Below are 23,394 nucleotides of genomic sequence, written 5' to 3' on the forward strand. Positions count from 1 at the left end.
GGTCTTTGCGGACAAAGAAGACGCTCGATCGACAGCCCCGGCGCGGAAACGGGCCGCAGGCCCCGCGCCATCGACGGGCCGCCCCCACGGCCCGGCGATTGGGTGAAATACGGTGAATCGCTCGATCCTGTTTCGGATTTGGCCTGGATAAAGTGTTGCCGAACCACCGTCGGATCGCCGCGCCGCGGCCCGTCGATGGCGCTGGTCTATCGACACCATCGGGAAAGAGCCGCGTGACTTAAGGCGATCTAACCTGGGCGCGCCTTATCGCGTGCGCGCCCGAAGCCAGCGTTGCCAGGTGCTGCTGTTGCCGGCGAAGACGTTGATGTCGACGCCGCCCGCCACGCCCGGCACCACGCCGGTGCCGGTGTACTGCCAGAAGCTCCAGCTTTGGCCCGGATAGGTGGTGGCGAGCGTGCGGGCGGTGGAGCGCAGCCAGAACTCCTCGTTCAGCTGGCCGATGCCGGTCTGGCGGTAGAATTCCAGCGTGGTGTAGATGATCGGGCGCTGGCCGTAGTGACGTTCAAGAATGTCCATGAAGACCCGCGCCTGGCGGCGCACCTCGGCGCCCGGCGGGCGGGTGGTGCAGGTGGGCGAATAGGGGTTCCATTCCAGGTCGATCACCGGCGGCAGGGCGCCGCTTTCGCGGGGGACATTGCGGATGAACCAGCGGGCCTGCACCTCGGGCGGGGTGCAGAAATAGTAGAAATGGTAAGCGCCGCGCGGGATGCCGGCCTGACCCGCGCCGGCCCAGTTGCGGGCGAACTTCGGGTCGAGCCTGTCGCCGCCTTCGGTCGCCTTGATGAAGGCGAACTCGATGCCGGACTGGCGGACGCGGGCCCAGTCGATGTCGTTCTGGAAACGGGCGACGTCGATGCCGTGAATGTCGTAGGCCCAGGGCGGAGGGCCGTCCCAGTCGACCGGATCGTTGTCGCCGAATTGGGGGCCTGCGCAGGCGGAGGTCAGGGTGAGCAGGCAAAGGGTCAGTGCCGCGACAAGAAACCGGATCATGCAGTGTCCTTTGATCGTACCATTACCAGGGCGAGGTTGTTGGCCGGCATCTCGGTGCGCGCGATGACGTCCAGACCTGACTCGCCCGCCCAGCGTAACATGTCGACGTCGTTCTTGTAGCCCGCTTCGGGATGATCGGCGCGGATCGCCGCGTCGAACCGGGCGTCGCCGTCAGATGTAGCCCGGCCATCGCGCAGGAAGGGGCCGTAGGTGATGAAGCGGCCCTGCGGGGCGAGGGCCTGGCCGGCCTCGGCGATCAGCGTGCGGGCGGCCTGGGTCGAGACGAGGTGCAGCAGGTTGACCAGCAGGACGAGGGCAAATCCGTTGTGGGTGCCAGACCAGCCGGCTCGGGTCGCGTCGAGGGCAAGCGGCGGCAGGATCGCGCCTTGGGGTGCGTCGGCGGACCAGGCGGCGATGGAGGCGAGGCGGTCGTCGGTGATGTCGGTGGGCTGCCAAGTGAGACCGGGCAGATGGGTGGCGAAATGAGTGACGTGCTGGCCGGTGCCGCTGGCGAGTTCGAGCGCCGTGCCCGACGCCGGAGCGTGGGTCTTGAGCAGGTCGAGAAGTGCGCCCGCGTTGCGCTCGGCGGCGGGGGCGTGCAGGCGGGCGCCTGTGCCCTTGTGGGCGACGGAGATGCGGGGGGGCGTGTCTGTCATGGGGGACAGTTGGGACGGGATCGCGCCATGGTGCAAGGGCGATTTTGCGGACAGGAGGTCGCGGGTCAGGCCCGGGACGGGTGGGCGCGGGAGGCATAGGGCGCCGATGGGTGTCGGAGTTGGCGGACGGCGCGGCGCGTGGGTTGTCGCCCACCAGAGAGGCGGGTTGGCACCCATCAAAGAGGTGGGTTTCACCCACCCTACGAAAGCGCGGAGGTCATTCCCGATTGGACCCGAGGATGACCGTGGGCCCCGCCGGGTTGGCGGGGCCTTGATGTTTATTGCGGGATCTCGGCGGTGATGCCTTCGACGAAGAAATCCATGCCCAGGAGCGTGCTGTCATCGGCCACTTCGCCCTCCGCCAGCCAGTTCGAGCCGTCCTGGCGGTTCAGCGGACCGGTGAAGGGGTGATACTCGCCCGACGCGATGGCGTCCTTCATCGCCAGCGCCTCTTCCTTGACGTCTGCTGGCACGGCGTCTGTGATCTCGCCGATCTCGACCATGCCGGGGGCGATGCCGTCCCAGGTCTCGGTGCTTTCCCAGGTGCCGTCGATCACTGCCTGGGTGCGGGCGATGTAGTAGGGCGCCCAGTTGTCGATAATGGAACTCACGCGCGGTGCGGGCTTGTATTCGGCCATGTCGGACGCCTGCCCGAAGGTGATGACGCCCTCGGCCTTTTCCGCCGCCGCCTGGGGCGCGGTCGAGTCGGTGTGTTGCAGGATCACGTCGGCGCCCTGGTCGATGAGCGCGGTGGCGGCGTCGGCCTCTTTCGGGGGATCGAACCAGGTGTAGGCCCAGATCACCTTGAACTCGACATCCGGGTTGACCTTCTTCGCGTGGATATAGGCGGCGTTGATGCCGCGGATGACCTCGGGAATCGGGAATGAGGCGATGTAGCCGATGATGTTGGATTCGGTCATCTTGCCGGCGATGTGACCTTGGATCGCGCGCCCCTCGTAGAAGCGGGCGGAGTAGACCGAGACGTTGTCCGCCGTCTTGAAGCCGGTGGCGTGCTCGAACTTCACATCGGGGAATTTCTGCGCCACGGCCATGGTGGCGTCCATGAAGCCGAAGGAGGTGGTGAAGATGAGATCCGCGCCCTGCAGGGCCATCTGGGTGACGGCGCGCTCGGCATCGGCGCCTTCGGGGACGCTTTCCTGAAACACTGTCTCGACCTGGTCGCCGAAATGTTCCTCGACGGCGAGGCGGCCCCGGTCGTGTTCATAGGTCCAGCCGCCGTCGCCGACGGGGCCGACATAGATGAAGCCGACCTTGGTCTTGTCCTGCGCCTGCGCGGGCAGGGCGAGGCCGAGCGACAGCGCCGCCGTTGCCAGAATTCGGGTGAGGATCATTGAGGTCTCCCTGTTAAGGTTTTTGGCCTCATTGCGAGGCATGGAACGTGCGGCCCAGCGAGCCGGGCGCGCGGGATTTGTCGCCGGACATGATGACCAGCACGAGGATGGTGATCAAGTAGGGTGACATCGAGAGGTATTCGACCGGGATCGGGATGCCGGTGGGCTGAAGGTTGAGTTGCAGCACCGAGATGCCGCCGAACAGCCAGGCACCCAGGAGGACGCGGCCGGCCTTCCAGCTGGCGAAGACCACGAGAGCCAGCGCGATCCAACCGTAGCCGGCGGTCATGCCTTCGGTCCATTGCGGGACGCGCACGAGGCTGAGATACGCGCCGCCCAGCCCCGCGCAGGCGCCGCCGAAGAGGATGGCCAGAAGGCGCACGCGCACGACCTTGTAGCCCAGCGCATGGGCGGCATCGTGGTTCTCGCCCACCGCGCGCAGGATGAGGCCCAGCCTCGTGTATTTGAGCATCGCCCAGACGGCGACGACAAGCGCGAGGGCGAGGTAGACCATCGGGTCGTGGGAAAAGAGGATGCGGCCGACGACGGGCAGATCCGACAGGACGGGGATGTCGAGGCTGCGCGTGGGGGGCGGCTTGATGCCCTGGTAGCCCTGTCCCAGGAGCGCGCTGAGCCCCAGGCCGAAAAGCGTGAGGGCAAGGCCCGAGGCGACCTGGTTGGCGAGCGCGACCTGGGTCAGGAGGCCGAAGAGCAGCGCCAGGACCGCCCCGCCGAGGGCTGCCGCCACGAAGCCGATGAAGGGCGAGCCGGTGTTGACCGCGATGGCGAAGCCGCAGATCGCGCCGGTGATCATCATGCCCTCGACGCCGAGGTTCAGGACACCGGCGCGCTCCACCACCAGTTCTCCCAGCGCGGCCAGCAGGATCGGGGTGGAGGCCACGATGAGCGAGGCCAGAAGCAGGATGGGGTCGATCGCGGAGAGGTCCATCAGGCCACCTCCGCCGATTTCCACCGCAGGCGGAAATGGGTCAGCACGTCCACGGCCAGCAGGAAGAAGAGCAGCATTCCCTGGAACATCTGGATGGCGGCGGCGGGCAGGCCGAGGTTCGACTCGGCAGCCTCGCCGCCGATATAGGTCAGCGCCATCAAGAGCCCGGCCAGCAGGATGCCGACGGGGTGGAGGCGCCCGAGGAAGGCCACGATGATGGCGGTGAAGCCGTAGCCCACGTTGAACTCGATATTGATCTGGCCCGCGGGGCCTGCGACCTCGAACATGCCGGCAAGGCCCGCCAGCGCGCCGGAAATCCCGAGGCAGATCAGCGTCAGGCGGGCCGGGTTTACCCCTGCAAAGCGCGCGGCCCGGGGGGCCTGGCCTGTCAGCCTGATATGAAAGCCGAGGATGTGCCGGGTCAGCAGGACATAGGCGAAGATCACGGCGATTGTGGCGGCCACGACCCCCCAATGGATGCCGGTATCGGCGAAGATCTCGGCATTGTGGGCCGACGGATAGTCGCGCAGGTTGCGCGAGCCGGGAAAACCGCGCCCCTCGGGATTGCGCAGAAGACCGAGCGACATCTTGGCCAGAAGCTGTTCCGCCACGTAGACCAGCATCAGCGAGACGAGGATCTCGTTGGTGCCGAAGCGCACCTTCAGGAGGCCCGGGATCATCGCCCAGGCCCAGCCGCCCAGCGCGCCTGCGACGACCATCAGCGGGAAGATCAGGGCGGACTCGATGGGATAGAAGGCCAGCCCCACGCCCGCCGCGGTGAGTGCGCCGATGATGTATTGCCCCTCGGCGCCGATGTTCCAGATGTTCGCCCGGAAACCGAGCGCGAGGCCGATGGCGATGAGGATCAGCGGCGCTGCCTTCACCAGCAGTTGCGGGCGGTAGTAGAAGGCGAATTCACCGAAAAGCGGCTCCCAGAAGATCGTGCGGATGGCCGCGACCGGGTCTTGTCCCAGGGCGGCGAACATCGCGCCGCCGGCGATCATGGTGATCAGCACGGCCAGCACCGGGGCCAGCGCGGACCAGGTGCGGGACGGCTGGGGGCGGCGTTCGAGTTTCAGCATGGGGTTTGTCCTGTACGGGGGGCGAAATCCCGTGTCTTCCTCTGGCCGAAAATATCCCCGCCGGAGGCAAGATACTCTTTCTGCGCGGGTTCAGACATGTGCCACCTCCATGTCGTGGGCACCGCCCATCATCAGGCCGACCTGCTCTGTCGTGAGGTCGGCGGTGGGATGGATCTCTGACAGGCGACCTGCGTTCAGCGCGGCGAAGCGGTCGGAGATCTGCATCAGCTCGTCGAGATCCTGGCTGATGACCATTATGGCAGCGCCCTTGGCGGCAAGGTCCATCAGCGCCTGCCGGATGAAGGCGGCGGCGGCGGCGTCGACGCCCCAGGTGGGCTGGTTGACGATCAGCACCTCGGGGTCGTGCGCCATCTCGCGGCCGATGACGAATTTTTGCAGGTTGCCGCCCGAGAGGGCGCGCGCGGCGGTATTCGGCCCCGGGGTGCGTACGTCGAAGGCGGCGATGACCGTTTCGGCAAAGCCTTGCGCGCGGGGCCAGTGGAGGAAGCCGCGGTTGGAGAGATTCTGCTTGGTGGCGCCGGTGAGCATGGTGTTTTCGGTCAGGCTCATCTCGGGCGCGGCGGCGTGGCCCAGCCGTTCCTCGGGAGCGGCGAACAGGCCGAGGTTGCGACGGGCCTGCGGGGGCAGGCGGCCGATGGGTTTCTCGTTGAGGCGCAGGGCGTCGGACGTCACCGGCAGCTCGCCCGAGAGCGCGGCGAGGAGTTCATCTTGCCCGTTGCCCGCGACGCCCCCGATGCCAAGGATTTCGCCGGCGTGCAGGGTGAGGGACACGTCCCGGAGCGACGTGCCGAAGGCCGAGGGCGCGCGGGCGGAAAGCTTATTGAGCGTCAGGCGTGGCGCGCCGGGTTGCGTGTCGCGCTTTGCCGGGGTGGCGAAGGCGCTGCCGACCATCATCTCGGCCATGGCTTGCGCGGTGGTCTGCGCGGGATTGCAGGTGTCGACGTTGCGGCCCCTGCGCAGGACGGTAGCGCGGTCGCAGAGCGTGCGGATCTCTTCGAGCTTGTGGGAAATATAGAGGATCGCCACGCCCTCGGAGGTGAGTTTCCGCAAGGTCTTGAAGAGGATTTCGACCTCCTGCGGGGTCAGGACGGATGTGGGTTCGTCCATGATCAGAAGGCGCGGCTCTTGAAGCAGGCAACGGATGATCTCGACACGCTGGCGTTCGCCTGCCGAGAGCTCGCCCACGATGCGCCCGGGGTCGAGCGGCAGACCGTAGGTTTCCGAGACCTCGCGGATCCGGGCGGCGAGGGTGCGCATGGGCGGCGGGGCTTCCATGCCGAGCGCCACGTTTTCGGCCACGGTGAGCGCGTCGAAAAGCGAGAAATGCTGGAACACCATGGCCACGCCCTGTTGCCGCGCGTCGCTGGGTTTGGACGGTGCGAAGAGAGCTCCATGCAGGTGCATGGTTCCGCTGTCCGGCTTGACCAGCCCGTAGATCATCTTGACCAGCGTGGACTTGCCCGCGCCGTTTTCGCCCAGAAGGGCGTGCACCTCGCCCGCGCGGATGTCGAAGCTGACGTCCTCGTTGGCGACCACGCCGGGATAGGCCTTGGTCAGCCCGTCGATGCTGAGCAGCGGTTCCGTCACGCGCCGTTGTCCCCCCGGTTTCGCGGTCCCCCGTCCCTGTTAGCGCAAGGCGGGCGGGCACGGCAATGGCGCGCGTGGGAGACGCGGCGTCGGGCGGGTGCGGGTGATGCGGATTTGGGCAGATGTCGGGCTTGGCGAGGGGCGCGGCGCTGGATAGTGTGTCGGTATGAGCAGTTCCCCCCGATTCATCCATCTTCGCGTCCATACCGAGTATTCCCTGCTGGAAGGGGCGGTTCGGCTGAAAAAGCTGGCCGACCTTTGTACAAAGCATCAGATGCCCGCGGTGGCCGTGACCGACACCAACAACATGTTCGCCGCTTTGGAATTTTCCGTCACGGCGCAGGGGGCGGGCGTGCAGCCGATCATGGGCTGCCAGATGGACCTGCAATACATGACGCCCGAGCCGGGCAAGCGGCCCGTGCCGCCCGCGCCGGTGGTTCTGCTGGCGCAGAACGAGGAAGGCTACGAGAACCTGATGAAGCTCAATTCCGCGCTTTACCTGCGTGGGGACGGGCAGCTGGCGCATCTGACGGTCGAGGATCTGGAGGCGCATGGCGCGTCTGTGATCTGCCTGAGTGGCGGGCCGGAGGGCGCGGTGGGCAAGCTCTTGCAGCTGGGCCAGCGCCCGGCGGCGGAGGCGCTTATGCAGCGGCTGGCCGGGATTTTCGGCGACCGGCTCTACGTGGAATTGCAGCGGCATCGCGGCGAGGCCGGGGTGCCGGAGGCCGAGGCCCAGACCGAGCGCGGGTTCGTCGAGATGGCCTATGCCATGGACCTGCCGCTGGTGGCGACGAATGACGTCTATTTTCCCGACACCAGGATGTACGAGGCGCATGACGCGATGATCTGCGTCGCGGAAGGCGCTTATGTGGACCAATCCGAGCCGCGGCGGCGGCTGACGGCGGAGCATTATTTCAAGTCGCCCGCCGAGATGGCGACGCTGTTCGCCGACCTGCCCGAGGCGCTGGAGAACACGGTGGAGATCGCGCAACGCTGCGCCTTTGGCGCGTATCGGCGCGACCCGATCCTGCCGCGCTTTGCCGATGACGAGGTGGACGAGCTGCGGCGGCAGGCGCAGGAGGGGCTGAAGGATCGGCTGGCGGTCATCCCGCACGCGGCCTCGGTCGAGGAATACGAGGAGCGGCTGGAATTCGAGCTGGGGATCATCGAGGGTATGGGCTTCCCGGGGTATTTCCTCATCGTTGCCGATTTCATCAAGTGGGCCAAGGACCACGACATCCCGGTGGGGCCGGGGCGCGGGTCGGGCGCGGGCAGCCTTGTGGCCTATGCGCTGACGATCACGGACCTCGACCCGCTGCGGTACTCGCTGCTCTTCGAGCGGTTTTTGAACCCCGAGCGGGTCAGCATGCCGGATTTCGACATCGACTTCTGCATGGATCGCCGGGAAGAGGTGATCCAGTACGTGCAGCAGAAGTACGGGCGCGACAAGGTGGGGCAGATCATCACATTCGGTGCCCTTTTGTCCAAGGCGGCGGTGCGTGATATCGGGCGGGTTTTGCAGATGCCCTATGGGCAGGTGGACCGCCTGTCGAAGATGATCCCGGTGGAGGGGGTGAAGCCCGTTTCCATCGAGAAGGCGCTGGCGCAGGAGGAGCGCCTGCGCGAGGAGGCCCGCAACGAGGAGGTCGTGGACCGCCTGCTGAAATACGGGATGCAGGTGGAGGGGCTGTTGCGCAACGCCTCGACCCATGCGGCCGGCGTGGTGATCGGGGACCGGTCGCTGGATGAGCTGGTGCCGCTGTACCAGGACCCGCGCTCGGACATGCCGGCGACGCAGTTCAACATGAAATGGGTCGAGCAGGCCGGGCTGGTGAAGTTCGACTTCCTGGGCCTGAAGACGCTGACGGTGATCCAGAACGCGATCGAGCAGATTCACGCGGGAGGGCGGGATTTGCATACGGCGGCGGATGGGAGCCAGATTTACGAGCCGAACGAGGGGGCGGAGAACGATATCGGGCAGATCCCGCTCGATGACGAGAAGACCTATGCGCTTTATGCCAAGGCGAAGACGGTCGCGGTGTTCCAGGTGGAAAGCTCGGGCATGATGGATGCCCTAAAGCGGATGAAGCCCACCTGCATCGAGGATATCGTGGCGCTGGTGGCGCTGTACCGGCCCGGGCCGATGGAGAATATTCCGAAATATTGCGAGGTGAAGAACGGGCTGAGCGAGCGCGATTACCTGCACAAGTCGGTGGATCATATCCTGGACGAGACGCAGGGCATCATCGTCTATCAGGAACAGGTGATGCAGATCGCGCAGGAGATGGCCGGGTATTCCCTGGGCGGTGCGGACCTTTTGCGCCGGGCCATGGGCAAGAAGATCCAGGAGGCGATGGATGCCGAGCGGCCCAAGTTTATCGCGGGGGCCAAGGAAAACGGGGTGGACGACGCCAAGGCGCTGGAAGTCTGGAACCTTCTGGACAAGTTCGCCAACTATGGCTTCAACAAGTCGCACGCGGCGGCCTACGCGGTGGTCAGTTACCAAACCGCGTGGCTGAAGACCAATCACCCGGTGGAGTTCATGGCAGGCGTCATGAACTGCGATATCCACCTGACGGACAAGCTGGCCGTCTATTTCGAGGAAGTGAAGAAGGGGCTGGAATTGCCCTGGGCGCCGCCTTGCGTGAATCGGTCGGACGCGACGTTCCAGGTGAAGGACGGCGTGCTGCATTATGGCTTGGGCGCGCTGAAGAACGTGGGCGTCGAGGCGATGCGACTGATCGTGGCGGCGCGGCGTGAGGGGGGCGAGGAGGCCCCGGATCAGGTCCGGGGCGCGGCAGACGAGAAGCCGTTCGTGACGCTTTATGATTTCGCGCGGCGGGTGGATCTGAAGGCGGTGGGCAAGCGGCCGCTGGAGATGCTGGCGCGGTCGGGTGCCTTTGATGAGCTGGATCGGAACCGGCGGCGGGTGTTCGACAGCCTGGAGGCGCTGATGCGCTATTCGGCGGCGATCCACGAGCAGAAGGGCTCGGCGCAGGTGTCGCTCTTCGGCGAGGCGGGGGAGGACCTGCCGGAGCCGCGGCTGAGCCCGGTCGAGGACTGGTTGCCCGCAGAGCGGCTGACCGAGGAATATGCCGCCGTGGGTTTCTACCTGTCGGGGCATCCGCTGGACGATTACATGGCCGCGCTGAAGCGCAAGGACGTGAAGACGCTGGACGAGGTCAACGAGATGGCCGCGCGGTCGGGCGCCGTCGTGGCTAAGATGGCGGGCGTCGTCGCCGGACGGCAGGAGCGGAAATCGGCGCGGGGCAACCGCTTTGCCTTCGTGCAGCTGAGCGATGTCACGGGCGGTTACGAGGTGACGATGTTCTCGGACACGCTGGAGGTGGCGCGCGAGCATCTGGAAACCGGCAACCAGGTGGTGATCGTGGTCGAGGCGACGATGGAAAGCGATCAGCTGAAGTTGTTGGCGCGGTCGGTGCAGCCCGCCGATGCGGTGGTCGCGGATGCGGGCGCCAGCGGGCTGAAGATCTTTGTCGACAGCGAGACCGCGATCGGGTCGGTCGCGCAGGTGCTGAGCAATGCGCCGGCGACCGCGGCGCGCGGCGGGCGCGGGCCGATCCGGTTCTGCCTGATGGATCAGGCACTGCCCGGCGAAGTGGAGATCGACGCGGGCCGCGAGTTTCCGGTGACGCCCCAGATCAAGGGCGCGATCAAGAGCCTCGACGGCGTGGTGATGGTCGAGGACCTCTGAACCGGGCCCGAGTGATTCGGATCGGCAACACTTCACCGGCGCGGCGGCGGGCCAGTGGACCGGATCGCGGTTCTGGGCTAAGTCGTTGACCGGATGCGATGGGACCCCGGGAGGACCATGCGGAAAATTGCGTTGTTTTGCGTGCTGGCCCTGGCGGGCTGTGGCGCGCCCGAGGCCGAGATCGGCCGGTTGTCCGAGCAGGACCTGGCCGAGGATGCCCGGACCATGGGCGCGGTGCCCGGACCCGAAGCGCGGGCAGAGGCCGAGAGCGGCGGGTTCCTGGCGCGCCTTCTGGGCGGGAACGCGCCAAAGGCGGAGGCCGCGGACAATCCCGAAGACGCGGAGGCCGGTGCGTCCGTGGAGACGGCCAGCCTGACGCCCCCGGAAACTTATGGCGCCACGCGCGAGGTCGAGCGGACACCGCAGCGTCGCGGTCTTTTCGGGCTGCTGGGCGGCGGCGGGAGCGACACCCCCGCCGAGGGCGCCACGAGCGAGATCGCGCCGGGCACGGTGCTGCCCTATGGCAAGGTCGCCCGGATCTGCGGGCTGAGCGACAGGCAGATGGGCAAGCGGGTCGAGACCCTGCCGGAAGGGCGGGGCAGGTACGCGCTTTACGACAGCGCACCGGGCAGCACGGCGCTGCGGAGCTTTTACCTGACCGGGTTCGACGACGGCTGCGCGCGGCAGTTCTCGGCCGCCGTCGCGGTGCTGGCCGGGGCCGAGTCGCACGAGCAGCTGCGCTATGGTCTGCCCGCGGAGGTGCAGCCCTACAGCACGACCGACAAGGCCTATGAGGACCTCAAGTCTCGCGTGTGCCGGGTGGGACGGGGCAAGCCCTGCGGCACCCGGATCAACCGGATGGAGCGGGACACGGTGTTCGTCAGCATCTACGAGCGGTTCGGCAGCAATGCGCAGTGGAACACGGTGCTGGTGCATGACGGCGCGGTGGTGGCGCAGGACCGCAAGGGGGGCTGAGCGCCCTTCGCATCCGGTCTTGCCTACCAGTGGGGCGGGCGGCTGTCGCCGACGACGCTCTGGCCGTCCATCGTCGACTCGCGTTCGGCCTCGCGCTCCAGCAGCAGCTGAACGCGGCGATTGAGCAGGGCGATCACGGTTTCCTGCCGGGCGACCGTGTCGGACAGGTCGTCCACGGCCCGGATCAGGTGGGCGATTTTCTCTTCGAGATCTTGCATATGCGACCTTGGGGCTGTGTGCCAAAACATGATCAAACCTTGTCTGCCCGCGATCAAGGGGAAAACAAGTGACGCTAGGTCACAGTCGGGCCCGCGCCGTGCTTGCCCCGCACCCCGCCTTGGGCTAGACCGCGCCGCAAAGCCCTTAGCCAAGGAATTAAGGACATGGCGAAGACCAAGAAGGCCCCGCGCCCCAAGGCGGAAACGCCCAAGGGGTTCCGCGATTATTTCGGTGTCGAAGTCACCGAGCGCGCCGACATGCTGCGCAAGATCGCCGGGGTCTATCATCGCTATGGCTTCGACGCGCTGGAGACGAGCGCGGTCGAGACGGTCGAGGCGCTGGGCAAGTTCCTGCCCGACGTGGACCGGCCCAATGAGGGCGTGTTTGCGTGGCAGGAGTTCGACGAGGACGACAAGGGCGACTGGATGGCGCTGCGCTATGACCTGACGGCGCCGCTGGCGCGGGTCTATGCACAGTATCGCAACGATCTGCCGACGCCGTATCGGCGCTATGCCATGGGGCCGGTGTGGCGGAATGAAAAGCCGGGGCCGGGGCGGTACCGGCAGTTCTATCAGTGCGACGCGGATACGGTGGGCACGGCCAGCATGGCCGCCGACGCGGAGATCTGCGCGATGCTGGCGGATACGCTGGAAGAGGTGGGCATTCCGAGGGGGGATTACCTCATTCGGGTGAACAACCGGAAGGTTCTGAATGGGGTGCTGGAGGTCATGGGCCTTGACGAAGGCGACCAGCGCGACGCGGTTCTTCGCACCATCGACAAGTTCGACAAGGTGGGCGAGGAGGGCGTGCGCGCGCTCTTGACCGAAGGGCGGCTGGATGCGTCGGGGGCCTATATCGACGGGGTTGGGCTGACCCATGCGCAGGCCAAGCCGGTGCTGGCCTTTCTGACCTCCAAGGCCGAGGACGCGGCGGAGACGCTGGCCAACCTGCGCGACGCGGTGGGCGAAAGCGCGATGGGCGCGGAGGGCGTGCAGGAGCTTGAGGCGATTGCCGACATGTTGGCGGCGCAGGGCTATGGCCCGGACCGGATCGTCATCGACCCGAGCGTGGTGCGAGGTCTTGGGTATTACACCGGGCCGGTTTACGAGGCGGAGCTGACCTTCGAGATCTTTGACGACAAGGGCCGGAAGCGGCAGTTCGGCTCGGTCGCGGGGGGTGGTCGGTATGACGACCTCGTGAAGCGGTTCACCGGGCAGGCGGTGCCGGCGACGGGGGTCAGCATCGGTGTGGATCGCCTGCTGGCGGCCTTGCGCGAGAAGGGGCGGATCGGGGGCTCGGTCGAGGGTCCCGTGGTGGTGACCGTCATGGACCGGGACCGGATGGCGGATTACCAGGCGATGGTGTCGGAGTTGCGGAGCGCAGGCATCCGGGCCGAGGTGTACCTTGGCAACCCCAAAAACTTTGGCAACCAGATGAAATACGCGGACCGGCGGGGCAGTCCCGTCGCGGTCATTGCGGGCAGCGACGAGTTCGATGCGGGCAAGGTGCAGATCAAGGATTTGGTCCTGGGCGCGCAGATTGCCGAGAACGCCACGCTGGAGGAATGGAAGGAACGCCCGAGCCAGTTCGAGGTGCCGCGCGACCAACTGGTCGCGAAGGTGCGCGAGATGCTGGACGGGCAGGAAAACGGACAGGGCTGATGGGACCGACCCCGGACAACCGAGCGGCGGTCAAGGCCGAGGCGGCGCGGCTGCGCGACATGTTCGAGGCGGCGGGCGCGGTGCCGGTGGAGACCTCGGTACTGCAACCGGCGGACACGCTTCTGGATCTGTATGGCGAGGATATCCGGGCGCGGGCCTACGTGACCTCGGACGCGCTGCGCGGCGAGCAGATGTTGCGGCCCGATTTCACCGTGCCGGTGGTGCAGATGCACATGGCGCACGGGGCCGAGCCGGCCTGTTACACCTATGCGGGCGAGGTTTTTCGCCGGCAGGAAGACGACCGGGATCGGGCCAACGAATACCTGCAAGTGGGGTTCGAGATGTTCGACCGGCGCGCGCCCGAAGAGGCGGATGCGCGGGTCTTCGCGGTGATCCACGAGGCGGTGAAGGATCTGCCCTTGCAGGCGGTGATCGGCGATATCGGCATCCTGATGGCCGCGGTCGACGGGCTGGAGACGACCGAGCGGCGCAAGGTGGCGCTGCGCCGTCATATCTGGCGGCCCCGGCGGTTCCGCGCGCTGATCGAGCGGTTCTCGGGCCGGGCGCCGGTGCCGCAGAGCCGGGCGGCGCTCTTGAAGGCGAAGGACCCGATGGCCTCTGATGCGCCGATGATCGGCCTGCGCGGGCCGGACGAGATTGCGGCGCGGATCAAGGCGCTGCGCGAGGACGCCGGGACCGCGCCGCTGGCGGCGCGGGAGGTCGAGTTGCTGGACGCCGTGCTGGCGGTGCGGGAGACCGCCGACAACGCGCTGGAGCAGTTGCGCGACATCGCGGTGGACATGCCGGCGATTGCCGGGGCGGTGGAGGTTCTGGCCAAACGGCTGGAGGCGCTGGAGCGCGCGGGACTGGCGCCCGATAGCCTGGAGTTCGAGGCCAGCTATGGCCGCACCCAGATGGAATACTACGACGGCTTCGTCTTCGGCTTTTCGGTGCCCAAGCGCCCGGACCTGCCTCCGGTGGCCACGGGCGGGCGCTATGACGCGCTGACCCGGCGGCTGGGCGGGGGGCACGAGATCCCTGCCGTGGGTGGCGTGATCCGCCCCGACCAGGTGCTGGCGCTGGGAGGCGGGGCATGAGCGTGAAGATCGGTGTGCCCTCGAAGGGCCGGTTGATGGAGAAGACCTTTGGCTGGTTCGCGGACCGGGGCGTGGAGCTGGGCCGGAGCGGCGAGGAACGCGAGTACGCGGGGTTCGTGCGCGGGGTCGAGAATGTCGAGCTGGTGCTGTTGTCGGCGGGAGAGATCCCGCGCGAGCTGGCCGCCGGGCGCATCCATCTGGGCGTGACCGGGCAGGACCTGGTGCGCGAGAAGCTGGGCGGCTGGGAGCAGGTCGTGGAAGAGGTCGAGGTGCTGGGCTTTGGCGCCGCGGACCTGGTGCTGGCGGTGCCGCAGGCCTGGGTGGACGTGGGCACGCTGGATGACCTGGATGCGGTGGCGGCGGCGTTTCGGGAAAAACACGGGTATCGCCTGCGGATCGCAACGAAGTATCACCGGCTGGTGCGGGAATTCCTGCGCGACAACGGCGTGGCGGATTACCAGCTGGTCGACAGCCAGGGCGCGACCGAGGGCACGGTGAAGAACGAGACGGCGGAGGCGATTGCGGATATCACCTCGTCCGGGGATACGCTCAGGGCCAATCACCTGAAGACGCTGGAGGACGGGATGATCCTGCGCAGCCAGGCGACGCTGTTTCGCTCGCGCCGGGTGGCGCATGACCCGGACGATCACGCGGCGCTGAAAGCGCTTCTGGATACGCTGGGCGTGGACTGAGGACGTCTCTTGAGTAATTCCGGGAGTGTGACACCCTGCCGGTGCGATGATCCGGCGGCGGTGCGGGACGTGGGCGGAGGGATTGTGAGTATTTTTGGCAAGAAAAAGCCCGGGCTGCGGTGATGCAGCCCGAAGCGCGGCAGCCCTATTCGTTTCGGGACGATCCGGCGGTGCCGGGTTTCGATGACGGCCGCATCGTCGTGGTGATGGATGCGGGATGTGCGCTCTGTTCCCGCGCGGCGCGTCGGATTGCGCGGCTGGACAAGGAGGACCGGGTGCGGATCGCGCCGATGCAGGGCGGGCTGGGGCGGGCGCTGCTGGAGCATTACGGGCTGGATGCGGAGGACCCGGCGTCCTGGCTGATGATAGAGGAGGGGCGGGCCTGGGGGTCGCTGGAGGGCATGGCGCTGCTGTTTCCGCGGCTGCATTGGGCTTATGCGCCGATGCGGCTGGTGTGGGCGTTGCCGGTGGGCTTGCGCGACTGGATCTATGCGCGGATCGCGCGGAACAGGTACGCGGTGTTCGGATATTCGGACCTGTGTGCTCTGCCGGATGCGGAAGTTCACAGACGGTTGCTGCGGTGACGGTCTATGCGCGGCTTCTGGGCGCGGACGGGTTGGCCGCGCTGGCGCCGGAATGTCTGGCGCTGCACAAGGGCGACGGGGTGTTTCACGGGCGGATCACGGTGGAGGTGACGCGCAACCCGGTGCTGCGGGCGGCGCTGCGGATGGCGGGGTTTCCGCTGGAGGTCGAGGATGCGGAACTGCGGTTCGAAAAGCGCGGGCGCGGCGACAGGGACGTCTGGACGCGCCGCATGGACGGTCAGGTGATGGAGACCGTGCAATGGGCCACGCCCGAGGGCAGGCTGGCCGAGCGGTTGGGGGCGATGGTGGCCATCAGCAGGCTGGTGCCTGCGGAGGGGGGCCTGGACCTGACAGACTGGCGGTTCCGGTGCCTGGGGCTGCCGGTGCCGGGGTGGATCGCGCCGAAGGTCGCGGCGCGCGAGCGTCCCGACGCGGGGCGGTACCTGTTCGAGATCTCCATCGGGTTGCCCTGGGGGCGCGCGCCGGTGCTGCGCTATCACGGGTGGCTAGACGTGGCCCAGGCGGCGGACGAGGGCGGGTAGGTCGGCGACGGTGTCGATGACGTGATCGGCGCCCGCGTCTTTCAGCAGGGCAGTAGCGTGAGCGCGGAGCGGGTCGATCTCGGCCTCGGTGAGGGCCGCCAGTTCCTCGGGCGTCTTGCCGACCGCGTTGCCGGAGAGGGCGACGCCCACGGTGACGCAGCCCGCCGCAACGCCTTCCTTGATGCCGGGGGCGGTGTCGTCGATCTTGAGGATCGTTGAGGGCGGGTAGGCGACGAGGTCGATCATGCATTTGTACATGCCAAGCGGGCCGGGGCGGCCCTCGGGCAGGTCGTCGGAGCACACCAGATTATCGGGGGCGTAGCCCTGTGCGGCCGCGACGGGCAGGACGTGGGTCATGATCGAGCGGGTGTAGCCGGTGGTGGAGCCGATCTTGAGGCCCATCCGGCGCAGCTCGGCGATGGCCTCGGCGCAGCCGGGTACCAGCGTGGCGTACTCCGCCGCCACCTTCTCGTTCATCGGCACGAAGACCTTGTAGACGGCATCGACATCGGCGTCGGTGGGCACGCGGCCATGCCGATCCTGCCATTGGTGAGCGAGGTCGGGCATGTCGAGCATTGCGCGGATATGGTCCCACTTTGGCGCGCCCATCGGTGCACGGGCCTGTTCGATGGTGGCGGTGATGCCGAACTGCGCGAAGGCCTCGACGAAGACGCCCATGGGCGCGAAGGAGCCGAAATCGACGGTGGTGCCGGCCCAGTCGAACACGGCGGCGGTGAAGCGGATCATGAAAGCGGTCCCTCGTGGCGGTTCGGTCGGGTCTAGCGGGGGAGTTTGATGGTTTCGTGACAGATGTCAGAGGCCCGAGAGGAAGGCCGAGAGGGCCGGGCCAAGATGGTCGGAGACATAGCCGCCCTCCTGCACCAGCACGATCGGCAGGCCGGTATCGGCCAAGGTGCGGGCGATGCGGGTGAAACCGGGGGTGGTGAGGGCGAGCGCCTTAAACGGGTCGTTTTGATGCGCATCGAGGCCGAGCGCCACGACCAGCGCGGTGGTGCCGAAATCGGTGACGCGGGTCAGTGCCGTGTCGAGGGCGGGGGCATAGCCGTCGTCATCCGTCAGGCGGGGAAGGGGCAGGTTGAGATTGGCGCCGAGGCCGGGGCCGGTGCCGCGTTCGTGTGCGTGGCCCCAGAAGAACGGGTAGAAATCCGACGGGTCTTTATGGATCGAGACGGTGAACACGTCGGCGCGGTCGTAGAAGATGCCCTGGGTGCCGTTGCCGTGGTGCACGTCGATATCCAGAATGGCGGGGCGGTGGCCCGCGCCCAGCAGGCGCTGCGCGGCGATGGCGGAGTTGTTGAGAAAGCAGAAGCCGCCGGCCTGGTCGGCATAGGCGTGGTGCCCGGGCGGGCGGCAGAGCGCGTAGGCGTGGGGTGCGCCGGAAGCCACCGCATCGGCGGCGGCGATGGCGGATTGAGCCGAGGCATAGGCGGCGTCCCAGGTGTGCGGCCCGATGGGGCAGGCGGTATCGGCCTGGTGATAGCCGGCCTGGCCCACCGGCGAGGTGGGGTAGCTGTCGCCGCGCGTGCGCGGGTGGATATTGGGAACGACCTCGGCCGCGGCGCCGTCGAGAACCGACCAGCGGGCGTGGATGGTGCGCAGGAAGGTGATGTATTCGGAACTGTGCACCGTGGCGATGGGCGCGAGACCGGCATCGGGTGGGTCGGCAAAACTGCAGCCCGCGGCCAGGGCGGCCTCCTGAAGGATGCCGATGCGTTCGGGCGCCTCGGGCGAGGGCTTCGGCACGCCTTGGTGCAGGAAGGTTTGCGGCGCGTGATCGGACTGGGCCGTGGCGAGGTAGGCGTGCATGATCGGGTCCCGTTCGAGATGGTGCGGCACTCAGGTTAGCCCGGAGCGTCGGGGAATGACACCGTGAGGCTCGGCGAAAAGATGCACAGGTGCGCGCGGTGACGGCACGTCTGCAGCGGTTTCGCGGGTTCACGATATTGTTTGCGCCAGTGAGGAGCGTGCACGAGAATCTGCTTTGGCAAGACAAAAAGTAAAGTATTTTTAGATGCTTATGTGGGATTCATGTCAAGCCCCAGCGGTTCTCTTCACCGTGAGCAATCGGATAAAATCATCCATGCAAGAAATTTTTGGGAACTCGGACGAGGGCACGTGGTTCTTATCCCAGATCGCAGCACGGTGCTGCACTAGCGAAGGAGATTACTATGTTTAACCGTACGATTGCACTCGCAGCCGCATTCTCGACCGCAGGCGCCCTTGCCGCCTACGCTGATTCCACCGTCGGCGAAGATGTGACCAACAAAGGTCAGGTTCTCGAAAACGCCGCCGAAGTGACGGACGGCAAGACCACCGTCGAGACGAAAACTTATTCTGAAGATGGCGACGACATCGTCGTGATTGGATCGCAAACGTCGGGTTCGGCCGATGAAGGTGTCGACGACGAGGTCGCACAGGACGAAACCGGCTCGGAGAACACCGAGGGCGAAAACATCCTGCTGATCGCAGAGCCGGGCACCCAGATCTTCACCGTGACGGGCGAGCCGGTCGGTACCGTGTCCTACACCGAGGACAACGGTGAGATGGGTGGTCTGGTCTTTGTCGACCTCGACCCCGAAGCCGGCTACCAGGTGCCGACCGTCGGCATTCAGGTGAAGTCGCTGCAGACGACCAACCAAGGTAAAGCGCTCGAGTACGCGTTTTCGGTCGACTACCTGCGTGACCGCATTGCCGACGCGATCAACCGCGGCTAACGCCAGCTGTGACGTAGCGAGTATGAACCGGGGTGCTTCGGCGCCCCGGTTTTTTTGTGTTCTGAGCGCGGTTTTGCCGGTGCTCTGGGCCCGGTGGCGACGGCAAAGATATTGCGGCCGGAGCGGAACCTCTGACGGGTGGGGGCGTTGTGAGAGCAATACAGATCGCAACACGTTACACCTACGTGAGGAGACGGAAAAATGAACGCGAAGACCAAAGTGAAAGATATGGTGAACGACGGAAAAGAAGCCGTCACCAAGGAAGCCGAAGCCCGCATGGATGACGTGCGCGACGACATGGCCGAGCATGCCGATACCGTTTCGAGTGCGGCCCGGAAGGCCGCTGGCGAGTTCGAGGATTACGATGCCGTGAATTCGATCCTGACCCAGGCGAGCGAAGCGGTTGAAGACGCGACCAACCGCCTGCGCGAACGGTCGATCCCCGATCTGGTCGACGATGTGTCGGCCTTTGCCCGCCGCAACCCGCTGCTGTTTCTGGGCGGTGCCGCCCTGGCGGGGTTCGCCGCGGCGCGTTTCCTGAGTGCAAGCGCCCCGGCGGAGGACGAACCCGAACTGATCACGGCGGATGAAGACGTGTGGTCGGGCTATCTGCCCGAAGCGCCGAAGGCGGAAAGCCGCGACTGATGACGGACCGACCGAAACAACCGCTTGGCGTGGTTGTGGCCCGCATCCTGCGCGAGGCGCGGGGATTGCTGGCGGCCCACGCCGACCTGGCCGGGCGCGAGATGCGTCAAAGCGTTCGCTCGGCCAAGGCGGGTCTTATCCTGCTCGCCGGTGCGATGCTGTTCGCCCTGGTCAGCATCCACGCCCTTGGCGTCGTCGCCGTTCTGGCGCTGGCGGACATGGGCCTGGGGCTGGGTACGGCGGCGGCGATCGTGTTCGGCGTGTTCGTCGTGGTGACGATCGTGCTTGCCATGATCGGGATGCGGCGCCTGTCTGCCCGCGCGATGATGCCGCGGCGGACGATCGACAGCCTGAAGTCAGACATTGCAATATTCGAGGAGAGTCACAATGACCGCGAAGTCTATGGAAAAGCTTGAGAAAGATGCAGAAGAGCATCGCACCGGCCTGGCCGATGCGATCGGTGATTTCGCCGACACCGTGAACCCGGCGCGGTTGGGCCGCCAGACGGTGCACGACGTCGCCGAGTACGGCCGCAGCGCCACGCACAGCATCGCGCAATCGGCCAAGGACCATCCCGTGGGCCTCGCGCTGGTCGGCATCGGTGCCGCCATGCTGGTTGCCGGGGGCGCCGCGCATCAGAAAGGTGCGTTGCCGAACCTGCGGCGCAACAGCGAGTTGAGCCAGGACGAGCGCATTGCCCGGGCCGCCGACCGGAACGCCAAGCGCGCCCAGGTCGCGGTGGGCCGCGCCAGCCCGTCCTCTTCGCGGATGCGCCGGATGCTGGACAGCGGACTGGACCGGCTTGGACCCGAGGCGCGCGACCGCGTGATCTCGATGCGGCTGAAAGCGGTCGACGCGCAGGAAGCTGCGGAGCGCTATGCCCGCGGTGCCGCGAAATCGGCGGTCGACACGCATAATTCGCAACCGCTGGTGACCGGGCTGGTCGCTGCCGGGATCGGCGGGCTTCTGGGCGCCCTTCTGCCCAGCACCCGCCGCGAAGCCGAGATCATGGGGGCGCGTCGCGACGCGTTTCTGCGCGCGGCCGAGGAACGGCTGAGCGCCGAGATCGCCGAGCTCGAAACCCGGGGCAAGGCTGCCGTCAACGAAGCGGTTCGCGCCGGTTCCGAGCAATTCCAGACCAAGGCAGGGTAAATACCAAAGGTGGCCATGGATCATGCGTCGTCAAAGCTGGTTCGCACCTGCCTTGTCATCCTGACCTTCATCGCAGCCGTCGCCGCGGCCAGACAGGCACAGAACCTGCTGGCTCCGGCGACGTTTGCCATCGTGCTGGGCGTCGTTCTGTCGCCTGTCGCCAGTCGGCTTCACGGTCTTGGCGTGCCGCGCTCTGTCAGCGCGGCCTGTGCGCTGATCATGGCGGCCGCGTTGATCTTCTTGCTGATTGTCGCGTTGGGGCCGTTGCTGTCGGCACTGATCGAACAGGTCCCGCGCATCCAGCAGCAGTTTCGCGGATGGATGAACGAATTGACGTTCATGCTGCGCAGTTTCGGCGGGATGACGATCGACCTTGAGCGGACGATCTCGGAAGGGGGCGAGGACGCGGTCGAAAAAGCGATTCCATCGGTTGCCGAAGCGTTGTGGCTGGCGCCGAACCTTCTGGGCCAATTGCTGATCTTTTCGGGTACGCTCTTCTTCTTTCTGCTGACCCGCGACGAAATCTACCGCGCGGTGCCCCAGTACCGAGTGGCGCTGCAACAGGCGGATCGCGCCGTGTCGCATTATTTCGTGACGATCACGCTGATCAACCTGGGTCTTGGCACCGCGCTGTGCGGCGTCCTGATGCTGATCGGAATGCCAAATCCGATGCTGTGGGGGGCGGCCGCGTTCCTGGCCAACTTCGTGCTGTACCTGGGGCCGCTTGCCATCATGCTGTCGCTGCTGCTGGCGGGGTTGATCGCCTTCAGTTCGGCCTATGCAATGGTGGCGCCGGCGTCGTTCCTGATGCTGAACGCGATCGAGGCGCAGTTCGTGACACCGGCGCTGGTGGGCGCACAGCTGAAGGTCAATCCACTTGTCGTTTTCCTGTCCATCGTATTCGGACTGTGGCTTTGGGGGCCACTTGGCGGTATCGTCGCGCTGCCGGTGGTGATTTGGGCCTATGCCCTGACCACCGCGCAATCCAAGCGCGGGACCGCGTCCGAATACAAGATGGAACAGGTTGCATGACATGTCAGGACGCTGACGCATATCGTTTCCCGCCACTGCCCATCGAGACGAACGCGCAAGGCGCGGCGCGGCGTGTCGGCGTGGAGGTGGAGTTTTCGGGGTTGAGCGAGCGCCGCGCCGCGTCGATCCTGCAGGAGACCTTCGGCGGAGAACTTGACGACAGCAACCCTCATCAGCTGTTTGTGCGCGGCGGTGCGCTTGGCGACCTGGAGGTCGAGCTGGACACCGTGCTTGGCAAGACGGGGATGGGGGCGGAGAGCCAAAGTCGGCTGAAGGACCTGCTGCGCGGGCTGGTGCCGGTCGAGATCGTCACCGAACCGTTGCTTCCCGACCAGGTGGCGCTGTTCGACACGGTCATGCCGGTGCTGCGCGAGGCGGGCGCGAGCGGATCACGGGACGGGGTGTTCCTGGGCTTCGGCGTGCATCTCAATGCCGAGGTGGTGGCGCCGGCCGACCCGCACACGATGCGCACGATCCGGGCCTTTGCCCTGCTCGACCCGGTGCTGCGGGCCGAAAAGGGCATTGACGTGACCCGCCGCGTGCTGCCTTTCGTGACATCCTGGCCAAGGGCGCTGGTGGACCTTCTGATCGAGGAAAAGCCGGATCGCCTGGCGGCGCTGATCGACCTCATCGACCCGTATGTGCGCAGCCGCAACCACGCGCTGGACCTGCTGCCCCTTCTGAAACACGCTCGGCCGAAACTGTTCGAGGCGAGCTATCCCGACGAGCAGAGCACGACGGCGCGGCCGGCCTTTCATTTTCGCCTGCCCGACAGCCGGATCAACGAGCCGGGCTGGTCGCTGCGGGAGCCGTGGGAGATGTGGCGCACGGTCGAGGAGGTGGCGGCGTCGGATCGGCTGGAGCGGTTGGAGGAGGAGTGGACCGAGCGAAAGCGGGCGCACGGCGTGTTGCGCCGCGACAGCGCATGGGTGCGAGTCGCCAGCGATATCCTGAGCCGCGACGACGCATGACGACAAAGCCGGTCATTGCCGTGACGACCTCGCAGCGGTCGGGGTGGCGGATCTTTCCTCTGGTGTGGTTCAACCTGTGGCTGGCCGGTGGCGGCGCGGTGCGCTGGGGGGTGGGACGTCCGGCGAACCTGGAAGAGGTCGACGGCCTGATCATCGGCGGCGGGGACGACGTGGGACCGGAGCTTTACGGCGGCACGATCGGCCTGTCGGCGGAACTGGACCGCGACCGCGACGACCTGGAGCGCGGACTGGCGACCGAGGCATTGGACCAGGGTGTGCCGGTCCTGGGTATCTGCCGGGGCGCGCAGATGATGAACGTCGCCTTCGGCGGATCGCTTGACCAGAATGCGTGGCAGACGTTCGGCAAGGCGAAAAAGATCAAGACGATCCTGCCAAAGCGCGATGTGGACGTCCTGGAAGACACACTTCTGGCGCGGATCTGCGGGCCCGAGCGGATGCGGGTGAACGCGCTGCACACGCAGGCCGTCGACAGCCTGGGGCGCGGATTGCGGGTGGCGGCGCGCGACACCTGGGGCATGATCCAGGCGATAGAACGTCCGACCGACCCGTTCGCGGTGGGGGTGCAGTGGCATCCCGAACACCTGTTCTATGCCAGGCGCCAGCGGCTGCTGTTCAAGGCGTTGGTGGCCGCCGCACGGGCCTATCGCGCGTCACGCGCACAGGTCGACGCGGTTTTGAAGGACGCATGAAAAAGG

23 protein-coding genes are annotated in these 23,394 nt (G+C 66.6%); 14 read left to right on the forward strand and 9 right to left on the reverse strand.

Annotated features, from left to right (window positions below; translation table 11 throughout):
* Nucleotides 1-264 precede the first annotated feature (264 nt).
* The 6 genes from FIU89_RS05445 to FIU89_RS05470 form a co-directional block, all read right to left on the reverse strand.
* Nucleotides 265-1,011, reverse strand: coding sequence for a GH25 family lysozyme (locus FIU89_RS05445; protein WP_152491656.1), 747 nt, complete (start codon nucleotides 1,009-1,011; stop codon nucleotides 265-267).
* Nucleotides 1,008-1,667 (reverse strand): DUF938 domain-containing protein, encoded by a 660-nt coding sequence (locus FIU89_RS05450; RefSeq protein WP_152491657.1) that lies wholly within the window; start codon nucleotides 1,665-1,667, stop codon nucleotides 1,008-1,010. Before FIU89_RS05450 ends, FIU89_RS05445 begins: the two co-directional genes overlap by 4 nt.
* 278 nt (nucleotides 1,668-1,945) lie before the next feature.
* Nucleotides 1,946-3,019, reverse strand: coding sequence for a BMP family ABC transporter substrate-binding protein (locus FIU89_RS05455; RefSeq protein WP_152491658.1), 1,074 nt, complete (start codon nucleotides 3,017-3,019; stop codon nucleotides 1,946-1,948).
* 28 nt (nucleotides 3,020-3,047) lie between these two features.
* Complete coding sequence (locus tag FIU89_RS05460) at nucleotides 3,048-3,968, reverse strand: ABC transporter permease (RefSeq protein WP_152491659.1); 921 nt, start codon at nucleotides 3,966-3,968, stop codon at nucleotides 3,048-3,050.
* Nucleotides 3,968-5,050, reverse strand: a complete 1,083-nt coding sequence (locus FIU89_RS05465; RefSeq protein WP_152491660.1) for an ABC transporter permease — start codon at nucleotides 5,048-5,050, stop codon at nucleotides 3,968-3,970. The genes FIU89_RS05460 and FIU89_RS05465 overlap by 1 nt, the downstream gene beginning before the upstream one ends.
* Nucleotides 5,051-5,140: 90 nt before the next feature.
* A complete protein-coding gene (locus tag FIU89_RS05470; protein ID WP_152491661.1) occupies nucleotides 5,141-6,658 on the reverse strand; it encodes an ABC transporter ATP-binding protein in 1,518 nt (505 codons plus the stop codon).
* Nucleotides 6,659-6,824: 166 nt separating this feature from the next.
* Between FIU89_RS05470 and dnaE the strand changes: the two genes are divergently transcribed.
* Both dnaE and FIU89_RS05480 read left to right on the forward strand, forming a co-directional pair.
* Nucleotides 6,825-10,373 carry a DNA polymerase III subunit alpha gene (gene dnaE / locus FIU89_RS05475; RefSeq protein ID WP_152491662.1) on the forward strand — a complete coding sequence of 1,183 codons (3,549 nt, stop codon included), beginning with the start codon at nucleotides 6,825-6,827 and terminating at the stop codon, nucleotides 10,371-10,373.
* Nucleotides 10,374-10,490: 117 nt separating this feature from the next.
* The gene (locus tag FIU89_RS05480; protein ID WP_152491663.1) at nucleotides 10,491-11,348 is read left to right on the forward strand and encodes a hypothetical protein; all 858 of its coding nucleotides are present in this window, start codon (nucleotides 10,491-10,493) and stop codon (nucleotides 11,346-11,348) included.
* 23 nt (nucleotides 11,349-11,371) lie between these two features.
* On the opposite strand, the gene FIU89_RS05485 is transcribed toward FIU89_RS05480, so the two are convergent.
* Nucleotides 11,372-11,566, reverse strand: a complete 195-nt coding sequence (locus tag FIU89_RS05485; protein WP_152491664.1) for a SlyX family protein — start codon at nucleotides 11,564-11,566, stop codon at nucleotides 11,372-11,374.
* A gap of 165 nt (nucleotides 11,567-11,731) precedes the next feature.
* On the opposite strand from FIU89_RS05485, the gene hisS reads away from it, so the two are divergent.
* The 5 genes from hisS to FIU89_RS05510 all read left to right on the forward strand — a co-directional run bounded on the left by hisS (nucleotide 11,732) and on the right by FIU89_RS05510 (nucleotide 16,143).
* Nucleotides 11,732-13,228, forward strand: coding sequence for a histidine--tRNA ligase (gene hisS, locus FIU89_RS05490; RefSeq protein WP_152491665.1), 1,497 nt, complete (start codon nucleotides 11,732-11,734; stop codon nucleotides 13,226-13,228).
* Complete coding sequence (locus FIU89_RS05495; RefSeq protein WP_152491666.1) at nucleotides 13,228-14,325, forward strand: ATP phosphoribosyltransferase regulatory subunit; 1,098 nt, start codon at nucleotides 13,228-13,230, stop codon at nucleotides 14,323-14,325. Before hisS ends, FIU89_RS05495 begins: the two co-directional genes overlap by 1 nt.
* The gene (hisG, locus tag FIU89_RS05500) at nucleotides 14,322-15,017 is read left to right on the forward strand and encodes an ATP phosphoribosyltransferase (RefSeq protein WP_152491667.1); all 696 of its coding nucleotides are present in this window, start codon (nucleotides 14,322-14,324) and stop codon (nucleotides 15,015-15,017) included. The genes FIU89_RS05495 and hisG overlap by 4 nt, the downstream gene beginning before the upstream one ends.
* Nucleotides 15,018-15,139: 122 nt before the next feature.
* On the forward strand, nucleotides 15,140-15,601 hold the full coding sequence (locus tag FIU89_RS05505; protein ID WP_152491668.1) for a thiol-disulfide oxidoreductase DCC family protein: 462 nt from the start codon (nucleotides 15,140-15,142) through the stop codon (nucleotides 15,599-15,601).
* The gene (locus FIU89_RS05510) at nucleotides 15,598-16,143 is read left to right on the forward strand and encodes a DUF4166 domain-containing protein (protein ID WP_172978030.1); all 546 of its coding nucleotides are present in this window, start codon (nucleotides 15,598-15,600) and stop codon (nucleotides 16,141-16,143) included. The genes FIU89_RS05505 and FIU89_RS05510 overlap by 4 nt, the downstream gene beginning before the upstream one ends.
* On the opposite strand, the gene phnX is transcribed toward FIU89_RS05510, so the two are convergent.
* Together phnX and FIU89_RS05520 are read right to left on the reverse strand one after the other, a co-directional pair.
* Complete coding sequence (phnX, locus tag FIU89_RS05515; protein ID WP_152491670.1) at nucleotides 16,108-16,890, reverse strand: phosphonoacetaldehyde hydrolase; 783 nt, start codon at nucleotides 16,888-16,890, stop codon at nucleotides 16,108-16,110. The genes FIU89_RS05510 and phnX overlap by 36 nt on opposite strands.
* A 66-nt stretch (nucleotides 16,891-16,956) precedes the next feature.
* Complete coding sequence (locus FIU89_RS05520; protein ID WP_152491671.1) at nucleotides 16,957-17,970, reverse strand: histone deacetylase family protein; 1,014 nt, start codon at nucleotides 17,968-17,970, stop codon at nucleotides 16,957-16,959.
* A 362-nt stretch (nucleotides 17,971-18,332) separates the two neighbouring features.
* Here FIU89_RS05520 and FIU89_RS05525 point away from each other — a divergent pair, with 362 nt between their 5' ends.
* The 7 genes from FIU89_RS05525 (at nucleotide 18,333) to FIU89_RS05555 (ending at nucleotide 23,388) form a co-directional block, all read left to right on the forward strand.
* Nucleotides 18,333-18,878: a hypothetical protein gene (locus tag FIU89_RS05525; RefSeq protein WP_152491672.1), complete on the forward strand. Its 546-nt coding sequence runs from the start codon at nucleotides 18,333-18,335 to the stop codon at nucleotides 18,876-18,878.
* A 201-nt stretch (nucleotides 18,879-19,079) separates the two neighbouring features.
* Nucleotides 19,080-19,523, forward strand: coding sequence for a hypothetical protein (locus FIU89_RS05530; RefSeq protein ID WP_152491673.1), 444 nt, complete (start codon nucleotides 19,080-19,082; stop codon nucleotides 19,521-19,523).
* On the forward strand, nucleotides 19,523-19,939 hold the full coding sequence (locus FIU89_RS05535) for a phage holin family protein (protein ID WP_152491674.1): 417 nt from the start codon (nucleotides 19,523-19,525) through the stop codon (nucleotides 19,937-19,939). Before FIU89_RS05530 ends, FIU89_RS05535 begins: the two co-directional genes overlap by 1 nt.
* Complete coding sequence (locus tag FIU89_RS05540) at nucleotides 19,911-20,675, forward strand: hypothetical protein (RefSeq protein WP_152491675.1); 765 nt, start codon at nucleotides 19,911-19,913, stop codon at nucleotides 20,673-20,675. The genes FIU89_RS05535 and FIU89_RS05540 overlap by 29 nt, the downstream gene beginning before the upstream one ends.
* Before the next feature lie 15 nt (nucleotides 20,676-20,690).
* Nucleotides 20,691-21,707 carry an AI-2E family transporter gene (locus FIU89_RS05545; RefSeq protein ID WP_152491676.1) on the forward strand — a complete coding sequence of 339 codons (1,017 nt, stop codon included), beginning with the start codon at nucleotides 20,691-20,693 and terminating at the stop codon, nucleotides 21,705-21,707.
* Nucleotides 21,704-22,678 carry an amidoligase family protein gene (locus FIU89_RS05550; protein WP_152491677.1) on the forward strand — a complete coding sequence of 325 codons (975 nt, stop codon included), beginning with the start codon at nucleotides 21,704-21,706 and terminating at the stop codon, nucleotides 22,676-22,678. Before FIU89_RS05545 ends, FIU89_RS05550 begins: the two co-directional genes overlap by 4 nt.
* Complete coding sequence (locus FIU89_RS05555; RefSeq protein ID WP_152491678.1) at nucleotides 22,675-23,388, forward strand: gamma-glutamyl-gamma-aminobutyrate hydrolase family protein; 714 nt, start codon at nucleotides 22,675-22,677, stop codon at nucleotides 23,386-23,388. Before FIU89_RS05550 ends, FIU89_RS05555 begins: the two co-directional genes overlap by 4 nt.
* Nucleotides 23,389-23,394: the final 6 nt, after the last annotated feature.

Source organism: Roseovarius sp. THAF27 (assembly GCF_009363655.1).
GTDB lineage: Bacteria > Pseudomonadota > Alphaproteobacteria > Rhodobacterales > Rhodobacteraceae > Roseovarius.